This window comes from Burkholderia pyrrocinia, from assembly GCF_022809715.1.
Lineage (GTDB): Bacteria > Pseudomonadota > Gammaproteobacteria > Burkholderiales > Burkholderiaceae > Burkholderia > Burkholderia pyrrocinia_C.
The window spans coordinates 1681553-1694512 of record NZ_CP094460.1; the positions used below are offsets into that span (position 1 = coordinate 1681553).

Sequence of the window (12960 nt, forward strand, 5' to 3'; positions counted from 1 at the left end):
CCTCGCGCCGGCGCGCGAACGACGCCTGCCGGTCGCGGCGGGTGCTCCCTGGTTGCCCGTCAACCCACGCCTTCGCTTTCGTCCCATTCGCTACTGCCGGCTTCGATTTCGTCCTATTCAATTAGTCATACTATTTTTTATGAAGGATCTTTGACGTGAGCGCAAATATCCGCAATACGCTCGACGAATCCCCGATGAGCGCGTTCCAGACGACGGCTGTCGCAGCCTGCGTCGTGCTGAACATGCTCGACGGGTTCGACGTGCTGGCCATCGCGTTTGCCGCGCCGCACCTGGCGGTCGAATGGAAACTGAGCGGCAAGGAAATCGGCCTGCTGCTGAGTGCCGGGCTGGCCGGCATGGGCTTCGGCTCGGTGCTGATCGCGCCGCTGGCCGACCGGGTCGGCCGCCTCCGCATCATCCTGCTCTGCCTCGCCGTGATCTCGACCGGGATGCTCGCCTGCGCGGCCACGCACAGCACGCTGCAACTCGCGGTCGCGCGTGCCTATACGGGGCTCGGCATCGGCGGCATGCTGGCGAGCCTGACCGTCATCAGCGGCGAGTACGCATCGAACAAATGGCGCAGCGCCGCGATCGGCATGCAGTCGACCGGCTACGCGATCGGCGCCACCGCCGGCGGCGTCATCGCCGGCTATCTGCTGTCGGTGTGGGGATGGCGCAGCGTGTTCGCGTTCGGCGGCATCCTGACCTTGATGTCGATCCCGATGGTGCTCGCGCTGCTGCCGGAATCGCTCGACTTCCTGCTGGCGCGGCGTCCGGACAACGCGCTGCAGAAAATCAACCGCATCCTCGCAAGAATGAAGCGCGCACCGATCGACACGCTGCCGGCTGCGACTGCTGCCATCGACACGGCGAACCCCGCGTCGAGCTGGACGGCCGTGCTGCGCGCACCGCTCACGCGCCGCACGATCGCACTGTGGATCGCGTTCTTTCTCGTGATGGGCAGCTTCTACTTCGTCGTGAGCTGGACGCCGAAGCTGCTGGTCCAGGCCGGACTGTCGGCGTCGCAGGGCGTGACCGGCGGCGTACTGCTCAATCTCGGCGGCATTGCGGGCGCCTCGCTCTTCAGCCTGCTGTCGACGCGGTTCGGCCTGCGCAACCTGCTCGGCGCGACGCTGCTGCTGGGCGGCGCACTGATGGTCGTGTTCGGTGCGAACACGGGCTCCCTCGGCATCGGGATGACCGTCGCGGTGCTCCTCGGTGCCGTGATCAATGCGTGCGTGGCCGGCATGTATGCGCTGTCGCCGACACCGTATCCCGCCGAGATCCGCACGACCGGCATCGGCCTCGCGGTCGGCATCGGCCGCCTCGGCGCGATCCTGTCGCCGATGACGGTCGGTGCGCTGCTGGACGACGGCTGGTCCGTGCCTCATCTCTATCTCGCGTTCCTCGTGCCGATGGTCGGCGCGGCGATCGCCGTCGCCGTGGCGGGCGCGCGTGCCGCGGCACCGCGCCGGCAACGCGATCCGGCGATGTCGTAACGCGCGACGCCCGCAGTCTTGCCGATACCCGTCGGTATCCCGGACATGTTCGGGGCATAAAAAAATCGATAAGTATATCTACATAACGTTTGGAGACAGCAATGAAAACGAAACTGGGCGCCGCACTCGCGACGGCGACGGCGCTGGCCGGACCGGCCTGCGCGCAAAGCAGCGTCACGCTGTACGGGATCATCGATACCGGCGTGTCCTACTACAACAACGCCGCGCACGGCGGGTCGTTCACCGGGATGCCGACGCTGACCGGCGAGGTGCCGTCACGCTGGGGCCTGAGAGGCACGGAGGATCTCGGCGGCGGCTACCAGGCCTTCTTCGTGCTCGAAAACGGCTTCCAGCCCGGCACCGGCGCGCTGAACTACGGCGGGCGCCTGTTCGGGCGGCAGGCGAACATGGGCGTGAACAGCCCCTTCGGCGCGCTGACCCTCGGCCGCCAGATGAACATGTCGATGATCGTGCTGACCAATGCCGACGTGATCGGTCCGTCGATTCATTCGATGGCGGATTTCGACTCCTATCTGCCGAACGCGCGCAGCGACAATGCGATCGGCTACAAGGGCACGTTCCACGGCGTGACGCTCGGCGCCACCTACAGTTTCGGCCGCGACGCGGCCGGGCCGGCAGGACCGTCGGCGACGGGCTGCGCCGGACAGGTGCCCGGCGACATCGTCGCCTGTCGTCAATACACGGCGATGCTCGCCTATGACGCGAGCAATTTCGGGCTGGCTGCATCGCACGACGTGATGCGCGGCGGCGGCAGCGCGCTCGCGCCGCTGAACAATCCGGCGTATACCGACACGCGCGACATCGTCGCCGGCTACGTGAAGATCGGCCCCGCGAAACTGGGCGCCGGGTGGATCCGCCGCAACCTCGCGGCGGCCGAACACCTGCAGGCCGACATCGTGTTCGCCGGCGGCACGTACTACGCGACGCCCTACCTCGCGCTCGACCTGCAGGGCGTACGCTACCTGCAGCGTCGCGAAAACAGCGAAGGCGGCACGAACGCCACGCTGCTCGTCGGCCGCGCGAGCTATTTCCTGTCGAAGCGGACGACCGTTTATACGTCGGCGGGCTACATGTTCAACAGCACGCTGGCCGCGAACGCGGTCGCCGCCGGCGGGACGGTCGGCACCGGGATGAATCAGCTCGGCGTGATGGCCGGCATCCAGCAGAAGTTCTGAATGCCGGCCCCCGCACTACCTCAATCGGCGAGCCGGCAGTGCGAGAGCTTCAACCCCGGCAGCACCGGCGCGTCGAGATAGCCTTCGTTCACGCAACTGAAGCGGAAGTTCGCGGATGCCGTGAACGGCTTGATCTCGCCGCCGGGGAATTTCGGCTTCAGCGCGGCCTGGTCGGCCACGTCGAAATGCGTGTCGAACTGCCCGCCGTCGGTCGTCAGCGCGCCGAAGTACGTGCCGCCCGGATCGCTGCCCATCCGGATCACCGCGCCGACGAACGCGAGGCGCTTGCCGTCGTATTTCGTCTTCGCGGCGGCCATGTCCTGCGTATAGGCCTCGATCACGACGCTGTAGCGCGCATCGATCGCGGGCTCGTCCGACGATGCGGCGCAGGCGTTCTGGTGAACGCCCGCCAGCATCACGCACGCCGCAAGCGCGGCCGTCGCGAACGGCGCGGAAATCTTTTTCATTGGGTGGTCTCCCGTCAGGCTTGGTGGTTGAAATGATTGAAAGCGGCGCGGTGCCGGTTGCCCGGCATAACGCCAGATGAATTCGCTTCCGTTTTAATCGTTCGAATGGCGGAACACGGCTGCGATCACTTCACCACCCGCATGGTCGAGTGCGGTACGTTGCGTCGCGCCGAACGCGACGTGACAGGAAGATGACATGGTGCGGCCCCCGGCTCTCATTGAATTTCACTGCGTCTGATTTTGGCCGCTACGGTAGCAGACGGCCGATGGCCCGGCAACCAAGGCCCGCCCGCCGCCGACCACCTCATTACAATTGCAAATAATTCTCATTACGTATATCATCCGCATCCCGGTTGCGGCGCAGTGCTGCGGCCCGCGACACGATCCTTAGCACGCCGTCCTGCATCGATTCATGCCATCCCGTCGAACCACCCACCGCGCCCGGACCCTTCGTCCGTGGCGCACGAGCCTGCCTGCCCTGATCACGCTTTGCGTCGCAAGCGGCGCGCATGCCGACGCCGCCGACCCCGCCAACGCCAAACCCGTTGCGTCCGCATCCGCATCGACGCCCACGACGCCCGCCGAACACGAACTGCCGGCCATCAGCGTCAACGCATCGGCGGCCGTCGATCCGACGATCGGCTATCAGCCGCGCACCAGCAGCATCGCGGGCGGCAGCGACCGCCCGCTCAAGGAGATTCCGCAATCGGTCGCGGTGGTCAGCAGCAGCGTGATGCAGGACCAGCAGGCGCGCTCGCTCGACGACGTGCTCGGCAACATCAGCGGCGTCACGCAGACCAACACGCTCGGCGGCACGCGCGACGCGTTCACCAAGCGCGGCTTCGGATCGAACAACGACGGCTCGGTGCTCGTCGACGGCGTGCGCACGCCGGTGCTGCACAGCTATCTCGCGACGATCGACCGCGTCGAAGTGCTGAAGGGCCCTGCTTCGCTGCTCTACGGGATGCAGGACCCGGGCGGCGTGATCAACCTCGTCACGCGCAAGCCGGAAGACACGTTCGGCGGCTCGATCTCCGCATCGCGCACGAGCCACGGCGGCAGCAGCGCGCTGTTCGATCTCACGGGCCCGCTCGGCAAGCCCGGCCAGGTCGCCGGCGGCACGCTCGCGTTCCGGCTGACCGGCGAATACGACACGAGCCGCTACTGGCGCAGCTTCGGCCGCCAGCGCGACGCGCTGATCGCGCCCGCGCTGTCGTGGCACGACGCGAACACGTCGGTCGACATCAGCTACCAGTACGTCGACTACACGACGCCGTTCGATCGCGGCACCGTGCTCGTGAACGGCCAGCTCGACGATGCGCTGCGCTATCGCCGCTACGAGGAAGCGTGGTCGCAAAGCAGCGGCATCCAGGAAACGCTGCGTGCGCGCATCGAGCACCGCTTCTCCGACGCGTGGCGCGTGCGCGCGACCTACGGCTGGGGCCGCGACCGCTACGACCAGTACATTACCCGCGGCAACTCGTTCAACAGCAAGACGGGCGCAATGACGCGCTCGTCCGATGCCAACCTCGGGCGCAACGACTCCGACCAGATCGCGACGCTCGGCCTGCTCGGCAACGTGACGCTTGCCGGGATGAACCACGCGATCTACCTCGGCGGCGAATACGAGCGGCAGCGCAGCTTCCGCGGCGACACGATCCGCGGCAAGGCAACGACGGGCTTCAATCTCTACGATCCCGTGTACGGTCTGCTCGCACCGGGCGGCATACCCAACCCGAAGCAAAGCGATTCGCGCTCGGTGGTGCACGCATATTCGATGGTCGTGCAGGACTCGGTGAAGCTCACCGAGCGTCTCACCGCGGTCGGCGGGCTGCGCTGGGAAAACTGGCAGCAGGAATCGGGGATGGGGCGGCCGTTCGTGTTCGCCGACCGCTCGCGCGGCAATGTCTGGCTGCCGCAGTTCGGGCTCGCGTATGCGCTCACGCCGGGGCTGACCGCGTATGCGAACGTGAGCCGCTCGTTCAAGCCGAACGTCGCAACGAACGTCGCCGCGCCGCTCGCGCCGGAATACGGCCGCGTGCTCGAGGCCGGGCTGAAGTTCAGCCTGAAGCCCGCGATCACGGGCACGCTCGCGGTCTACCAGATCGACAAGCGCAACGTCGCGGTCACGAACGGCGACATCACGTCGACGATCGGCACCGCGCGCTCGCGCGGGATCGAACTCGACGTCGCGGGGCAGATCACGCGCCACCTGAGCGTGATCGGCAGCTATGCGTATACGAACGCGACCGATCGCGACAGCAATACGCCGCTCGTCAACGTCGCGCGCCACACGGGCAGCCTGTTCGCGGTGTACGACACGGCGATCGCGAACCTGCCCGGCCGCTGGCGCTTCGGCGGCGGCGCAAGCCTGGTCGGCACACGCTCCGGCGACACCGCGAACAGCTTCACGCTGCCCGGCTACGTGACCGTCGACGCGTTCGCGGCCTACGAAACGACGATCGGCAAGTTCCCGACGCGCTTCCAGCTCAACGTGAAGAACCTGCTCGACAAGACCTACTACCCGTCGAGCAACAACAACCTGATCGTCGCGGTCGGCGAGCCGCGACTCGTCACGCTGACGACGACGGTGTCGTTCTGACGGCCCGGGCAGTCGGAAGCCGGGCCCGGCTCGACGTCATTCCGCCGTCGGCGGACAGACCCGGTAGAACACGACGCTGCACAGCAACAGGAAGCCGGCAAGGATCGCCATGCCGGTGCGGATGCCCGCATAGCCGATGATCATCGCGCCGAGGATCCCCGACAGGCTCCCGCACGCGTTGATCAGCGCGAGGCCGGCCGCCGCGGCCGCACCGGACAGCACGCGTCCCGGCAGCGTCCAGTAGATCGGCATCAGCGACAGGATGCCCGACGTCGCGACGGTCAGCATGATCAGCGCGAGCCAGAAGCTGTCGTGCGCCACCGTCGCGACGAACAGGCCGACGGCGGCCAGCGCGACCGGCACCACGCCGTGCCTGCGCAGCCGCCCGGACCGCTCCGCGACCTTCGCGTTCATGTACATGCAGATCGCCGCGACGCCGAACGGGATGGCCGTGAACAGCCCGACATCCAGGCTGTTCGCGACGCCGGCATCATGAAACAGCGTCGGCATCCAGAACGTCAGTCCATAGAATGCGGTGTTGAAGAGGATCATCACGACGATCAGCGCATAGATCTTCGGTGTCCGGAACGCATCCGCGACGCGATGCGACTTGAACGCCGCCTCCTTCGCGACATTCGCTTCGATGATCTGCTTCTCGCGCGGCGTCAGCCAATCGACGTCGGCCGGCCGGTTCCGCAGCAGCGCCAGGATGACGACGCCCAGCACCACGGACGGCAGCCCTTCGAGCAGGAACAGCCACTGCCATCCCCTGACGCCCGCCACGCCGTCCATCGTCTCCATGATCGCGCCGGACAACGGCGCACCGAACACGACGGCAATCGGCAACGCCATCAGGAACAGCGAATACATGCCGCTCTGGCGCCGGGCGGGCAGCCACGTGTTCGTGTAATACATCACGCCCGGAACGAACCCGGCCTCGCATACGCCAAGCAGGAAGCGAAGCGAGTAGAACGCGGCCTCGTTCCTCGAGAAGATCATCAGGGTCGACACGATCCCCCACGTGATCATGATCCGCGCGATCCATGCGCGTGCGCCGACCCGCCGGAGGATCAGGTTGCTCGGAATCTCGAACAGCATGTAGCCCCAGAAGAACACGCTCGCGCCGAGTGCGAAGGACGCATTCGTCAGGCCGAAATCGGCCGCCATCTGCAGTTTGGCAAAGCCGATGTTCACGCGGTCCAGATAGGACATGATGAACCCGAGGAAAAACAGCGGGACGATCCTCAGTATCACCTTCCGGTACAACGCATCTTCGTGCAGTGCTTCGGTGCTTGCGCCGAGCGCAAGCGTGACGTCCGCCTTCATGATCAGTTCTCCGGATTAATACAGGAACCTCGACGGCGACGGGATCGATCCGTACGCTGGTACGTTTCGCATGCTCGTGGCGGGCCGGGCCGCCTGCCGGCGCCGCGTCACGGATTCTGCGGCCTCATCGCTCCGCAAGCGCGAGCACGTCGGCCCAGATTCCGTCGTCGACGGCAACGCCGTGCCGCCGCTGTTCGATGCGGGTTCGCAGCGCGCTTTGCCCGGGATACAGCACCTCGTCGCTGTCTTCCGCGACTTCCGACGTATTCACGTAATCGGCCACGCCGTCGGCGACCTCGTTCGTGAACGCTTCGCCGCCCAGCTTGCGCGGGTCGATCAGGATGAACACCTGCGAACAGCCGGTGCAGCTTCCCTGCTGCACGGCATCGATCCCGTTCGTCGCCAGCCCCTCCGACAGCACGGCGGCCAGCACGTCGAGCATGATCGCGAATCCCGAGCCCTTCCAGTAACCCATCGGCAGGATCCGCATCGACGCCTCGATCGGGCCGGGCTCGACGGTCAGCTTCCCTTCGCTGTCGAAACCGGCGGGAAACGGCATGTTTTTCCCCTTGAGGCGGGTCGCCTGCAGTTTGCCGTACGAGTACTGCGACATTGCCATGTCGAGCACGATATGGCCCTTGTCCCGCGGCACCGCCATCACGAACGGGTTGTTGCCGACGCGCGGTTTCTTGCCGCCCCAGCCCGGCATGCAGGATTCGGTATTCGTCCAGCAGATCGCGATGTAGCCGCGATCCGCTGCGTGCCAGCCATACGTCCCGCCGCGCATCCAGTGGGTCGTGTTGCGCAGCGCGACGATGCCGACGCCCTGCTCGTCGGCGATCGCCATCGCGCGCTCGGTCGCGGACAACGCATTCAGAATGCCGGGGCCGCGATTGCCGTCCAGGATCTCGATCGCGCCGAAGCGCTTGACCGGCGTGGGGGCGCCTTGCAGATTCACCCAGCCCTTGCGGACGTAGTCGACGAAGCGCGCGACGCGATTGATGCCGTGGGAATTGACGCCGTCGCAGGTCGCCTCCGCATGAACCCGTGCGCAGACGCCCGCGTCGTGCTCGTTCATGCCCGCATTCAGGAGCGCGAGATAAATGGCGCCCTGCAACTCCTCGAACGGAATTCGGATCATCTTGCGTGTCTCCTGAAGTTCTTGTGGTGCGGTTCGATGCGGAACCGGATGCCGCCGCCCCGGCTCGCGGCGCGAACCGGTATCAGCCGCCCGCGAAATCGAGCAGGATCTTGCAGCTCTCGGCAGGCCGCTGCTCGGCCATCTCGAACGCCTGCGCGACGTCGCGGAAACCCACCTTGTGCGTGACGATATGCTCCGGCTGGATCAGCCCGCGGCCGATCCAGTCGATCACCTGCGGGAACATTGCGCAATTCAGTCGCGATGCGGCGAGCGTCAGTTCCTTCTTCGTCAGTTCCGCCTGCACGATCGCCGACGGTTCCGACGAGAAGCCGAGCACGCCGATCCGGCCCGCCGGCGCGGCGATCCGCACGGCCTCCTCGAGAATCGACGGATGGCAGACCGCGTCGAAGATCAGCGTCGGGCCACCGTCGACGCCGCGCTGCGCCAGCGCGTCCGGCAACGACTCGACGCTCGTGTTGATGATCTCGTCCTCCGCCGCGCCGCACTTGCGCGCGAGCTGCAGGCGCGCGTCGAGCCGGTCGGTGATGAACGCGCGGATGCCGTACACGCGCTTGAGCACCTGCAGGATCGTCAGCCCGACGGTGCCGGCGCCGTAGATCAGCGCGACATCGCCCGGCAGCACGCCGGTGCGCGAGGTCGCGTTCGCGGCGACCGCGAACGGCTCGACGATCGCCGCGCACGTGTCGGCGATCTCCGCCGGAATCCGGTAGGCATTGCCGGCCGGCACGCAGGTGTACTGACTGAAGCCGCCGTCGCGATGCACGCCGAGCACGGTCAGGTGCCGGCACACGTTGCGCCGGCCGATCGTGCACGCATGACAATCCCCGCAGCTGATCACGGGATCGACCGCGACGGTCTCGCCGAGCCGCGCCGCATCGACGCCCTCGCCGACCGACTCGATCGTCCCGACGAATTCGTGGCCGATGATGCGCGGATACGACACGAACGGATTCTTGCCGTGAAAGATATGCAGGTCCGACCCGCAGATGCCCGCATAACGGACCTTCACGCGCACTTCGCCGGCGGCGGGCACGGGCAGCGGCACCTCGCGCACACCCATGCTGTTCGGACGATCGACAACGACGCTCAACATTTCGGTTCTCTCCTTCGATTCTTCGCCGCTCACCAGTTCCACATCGACCCATCGCGCAGCCGCGCGACCGGCAGGTACGCGCGCTCGTACGGGTACTTCGCGGCCAGCGTCTCGTCGATGTCGACGCCGAGGCCCGGCACGTCGTCCATCACGAGATAACCGTCCTCGAACCGATAGCTGTGCGGAAACACTTCATCAGTTAGCGGGCTGTGCGGCATCAGTTCCTGGATGCCGAAGTTCGGCGCCCACAGCCCGAAGTTCACGGCCGCCGCCATGCAGACGGGCGACAGGTCGGTCGCACCATGAAAGCCCGTGCGCACCTGGTACATCGCCGCGTAGTCGGCGATGCGGCGCACGTGCGTGATCCCGCCCGCGTGCACGATCGTCGCGCGGATGTAGTCGATCAACTGGTCGCGGATCAGGTCCTTGCAATCCCAGATCGAGTTGAACACTTCGCCGACCGCGAGCGGTGTCGTCGTGTGCTGGCGGATCAGGCGGAATGCGTCCTGGTTCTCGGCGGGCGTCGCGTCTTCCAGCCAGAAGAGACGATGCGGCTCGAGATCGCGGCCGAGCCGCGCGGCCTCGATCGGCGTAAGCCGGTGATGGGCGTCGTGCAGCAGGTGCGGCGCATCGCCGACCGCGTCGCGCACCTTGCGAAACAGCTCCGGCGTATGGCGCAGATAAAGCGCGGTATCCCACGGCTCTTCGGGCGGCAGGCCTTTTTCGGCGGGTTCGTACGCACCCGCGGTCTTGCCGACGCCGTACACCTTGTCGAGCCCCGGCACGCCCGACTGCACGCGGATCGCGCGGAAGCCTGCCTCGATATGTGCGCGCACCGCGTCGACCGCTTCCTCATGATCGCGCCCGTTCGCGTGGCCGTACACCATCAGGCCGTCGCGGCTCTTGCCGCCGAGCAGCTGGTAGACAGGCATGCCCGCGAGCTTGCCCTTGATGTCCCACAACGCCATGTCGATCGCGGCAATCGCCGTCATCGTCACGGGCCCGCGCCGCCAGTACGCGCCGCGATACAGGTATTGCCAGATGTCCTCGATGTTGCGCGGGTCGCGGCCGACCAGACACGGAAACACGTGATCTTCCAGGTACGCGCGCACCGCGAGCTCGCGCCCGTTGAGCGTCGCGTCGCCGAGACCGTAGACGCCTTCGTCGGTCACGATCTTCACCGTCACGAAGTTCCGGCCCGGACACGTGACGATGGTCTGCAAGCGTTCGATTTTCACTGCGCTCCTCCAGCGGGCGATTCAGTCGACAAAGTAATGAGGCGCGCGGCTGCGCACGTCCGGCAGATGCGAGCCGATCCGGTCGACGTGCGTCGCGACCGATGCGCCGAGCAGCGCCATGTTGCGCGACGCGATATGCGCGAGGATCTGCTCGTGCTCCTGCAGCGCGCGGCGCGCATGATCCTCGACGCGGTCGAGCAGCAGCCAGCGCACGCGGTCGAACTGGCGCTTCATCGGCTGCAGCATTTCCCACACGTGCGGCCGGCCCGCGAACGCGAACATCCGGCCGTGCATCGCTTCGTCCAGTTCGAAGAACGCCTCGACATCGTGCGCGGCCACCGCGGCGCGCTGCGCGTCGATGATCCGCGACAGCTCCGCGAGTTGTTCCGCCGTGATTTTCTGCGCGAGCTCGACGTGGTTCGCGCATTCGAGCGTGCTGCGCGCGAACCGCCCTTCCTCGAGGATCGACACCGGAATCGGCGCGACGAACGTGCCGACCTTCCGGTGGATCTGCACGAGCCGCTCGTCGGCCAGTTGCGCGAACGCCTCGCGCACGGGCGTGCGGCTGACCTTGATCGTCGTCGAGATCACGGCCTCCGACAGCGCGGTATGCGGCGGCAGCGCGCCCCGCACGATCGCGTGTCGCAGCAGCGCGTGCACCTGCTCCGTATAAGACCGGCTCTCGTCCAGCGAGAACCCCTGCAACGCCGTGACGACGACGTCTTCCTCAAATGCTGCCGTTTCGCTCATGTTTGCCGATGCATCTGACTCGATTTCGATAACTACCATGGTACACAACACAGGTAAATTGATCGAACTGGCGTTTACACCAATAACTCCCGGTAAAAACCCGCAATAACCTTCACTCACTCCGATATCTACCATGGTACAACCCGTTACCGATCGTCATGCCACCCGCACCCGACTCCCTGCGCACCGCGCCGCCCGGCACGCGCCGCCCCCGCTATGACCGGCACGCGGTCCGCACGGGCATCGTCCATCTCGGCCTCGGCGCATTCCACCGCGCGCATCAGGCGATCCATACGGAAACGGTGCTCGAACAGGGCGACCTGCGCTGGGGGATCGTCGGCGTCGAGCTGCGGCGGCGCCATACCGTCGACCTGCTCGCCGCGCAGGACCACCTGTACACGGTGACCGAACGCGACGGCGACGGCGCGCGCACCCGGATCGTCGGCGCCGTGCACGACGCGCTGTTCGCGCCGGAATCGCTGCCCGCGCTGCTCGCGCTGATCGCCGATCCGCGCGTGTCGATCGTCAGCCTGACCGTGACCGAGAAAGGCTATTGCCGCCGGCCCGGCGGCGGCCTCGATGACGACGATCCCGCGATCCGCGCAGACCTCGCCGCGCCCGACACGCCGCGCACCGCGCTCGGCGTGATCGCCGCCGGCCTCCGGCAGCGGCCGGCCGGCGCGCCGCTCACCGTCGTCTGCTGCGACAACATGACGTCGAACGGCGACACGCTGCGCGCGCTGCTGCTCGACTACGCGGCATGCGTCGACGACGGCGCGCTCGCGCGGCGCATCCGCGACGACGTCGCATTCCCGAACAGCATGGTCGACCGGATCGTGCCGGCCGCGACACCCGAATCGCTCGACTGGGCGCAAGCGCATCTCGGCGCGCGCGACGCGGCCGCGATCGTCTGCGAACCGTTCTCGCAATGGGTGATCGAGGATCGCTTCGCCGGCCCGCGCCCGCGCTGGGAAGACGCCGGCGCGCGCCTCGTTGCCGACGTGCTGCCGTACGAAACGATGAAGCTGCGGCTGCTGAACGGCTCGCATTCGGCGATCGCGTATGCAGGGCAGTTGCGCGGCCGCGCGACCGTGTCCGAGGCGATGGCCGATCCGGCGATCGCGGCGTTCGTCGACGGCGTGATGACGCACGACCTGCTCGCGACCGTCGACGTGCCGTCCGGCTTCGACGCGCACGACTATTGCGCGACGCTCGTGCGGCGCTACCGGAATCCGACGCTCGCGCACCGCACCGAACAGATCGCGATGGACGGCACGCAGAAGGTGCCGCTGCGCTGGCTGCCCGCGCTCGCCGAAAGCGCTGCGGCGGGCGTCGAGCGCCCGTATCTGGAGCGTGCGCTTGCGCTCTGGCTGTACTACCTGACCACCGCGCGCGACGCTTGCGGCCGGCCGCTGACGATCAGCGACCCGGGCGCGGCCGCGCTCGCCGCGACGCTCGGCGCGGCCGGCGACGCGAACGGCGCGGTGCGTGCGGCGCTCGCCAGTCCCGCGCTCGCCGGCCCGGTCGCATGGCCCGACGCGCTGGTCGCGCGCGTCGGCGCGCATCTGTCGACGCTGCGCGCGCACGGCACCGACGCATTGCTCGCACCGCTGCACGCACGCTGACC

At 67.2% G+C, this 12960-nt stretch carries 10 protein-coding genes; 4 read left to right on the forward strand and 6 right to left on the reverse strand.

From position 1 onward, the window contains the following. Nucleotides 1-155 precede the first annotated feature (155 nt). Nucleotides 156-1499 (forward strand): MFS transporter, encoded by a 1344-nt coding sequence (locus MRS60_RS24425; RefSeq protein ID WP_243565686.1) that lies wholly within the window; start codon nt 156-158, stop codon nt 1497-1499. A gap of 101 nt (nt 1500-1600) precedes the next feature. Beyond that, entirely contained in the window at nt 1601-2695 is a 1095-nt protein-coding gene (locus MRS60_RS24430) for a porin (protein ID WP_243565687.1), read from the forward strand. A gap of 20 nt (nt 2696-2715) precedes the next feature. On the opposite strand, the gene MRS60_RS24435 is transcribed toward MRS60_RS24430, so the two are convergent. Beyond that, nucleotides 2716-3162: a hypothetical protein gene (locus tag MRS60_RS24435; protein ID WP_105390255.1), complete on the reverse strand. Its 447-nt coding sequence runs from the start codon at nt 3160-3162 to the stop codon at nt 2716-2718. A gap of 412 nt (nt 3163-3574) precedes the next feature. On the opposite strand from MRS60_RS24435, the gene MRS60_RS24440 reads away from it, so the two are divergent. Continuing rightward, nucleotides 3575-5764, forward strand: a complete 2190-nt coding sequence (locus MRS60_RS24440; RefSeq protein ID WP_243565688.1) for a TonB-dependent siderophore receptor — start codon at nt 3575-3577, stop codon at nt 5762-5764. 36 nt (nt 5765-5800) lie between these two features. Here MRS60_RS24440 and MRS60_RS24445 read toward each other — a convergent pair whose 3' ends face one another. The 5 genes from MRS60_RS24445 to MRS60_RS24465 form a co-directional block, all read right to left on the reverse strand. Then, entirely contained in the window at nt 5801-7090 is a 1290-nt protein-coding gene (locus tag MRS60_RS24445) for an MFS transporter (protein ID WP_243565689.1), read from the reverse strand. Nucleotides 7091-7214: 124 nt separating this feature from the next. Further along, on the reverse strand, nt 7215-8231 hold the full coding sequence (gene yiaK / locus MRS60_RS24450) for a 3-dehydro-L-gulonate 2-dehydrogenase (RefSeq protein WP_105390252.1): 1017 nt from the start codon (nt 8229-8231) through the stop codon (nt 7215-7217). Nucleotides 8232-8313: 82 nt separating this feature from the next. After that, the gene (locus MRS60_RS24455) at nt 8314-9345 is read right to left on the reverse strand and encodes a Zn-dependent oxidoreductase (RefSeq protein WP_243565690.1); all 1032 of its coding nucleotides are present in this window, start codon (nt 9343-9345) and stop codon (nt 8314-8316) included. Nucleotides 9346-9374: 29 nt separating this feature from the next. Beyond that, nucleotides 9375-10583, reverse strand: a complete 1209-nt coding sequence (manD, locus tag MRS60_RS24460) for a D-mannonate dehydratase ManD (RefSeq protein WP_243565691.1) — start codon at nt 10581-10583, stop codon at nt 9375-9377. A gap of 21 nt (nt 10584-10604) precedes the next feature. Beyond that, a complete protein-coding gene (locus MRS60_RS24465) occupies nt 10605-11333 on the reverse strand; it encodes a GntR family transcriptional regulator (RefSeq protein WP_034181036.1) in 729 nt (242 codons plus the stop codon). Between the two features lie 158 nt (nt 11334-11491). Here MRS60_RS24465 and MRS60_RS24470 point away from each other — a divergent pair, with 158 nt between their 5' ends. Beyond that, entirely contained in the window at nt 11492-12958 is a 1467-nt protein-coding gene (locus tag MRS60_RS24470; protein WP_243565692.1) for a mannitol dehydrogenase family protein, read from the forward strand. The last annotated feature ends 2 nt before the right edge of the window (nt 12959-12960 follow it).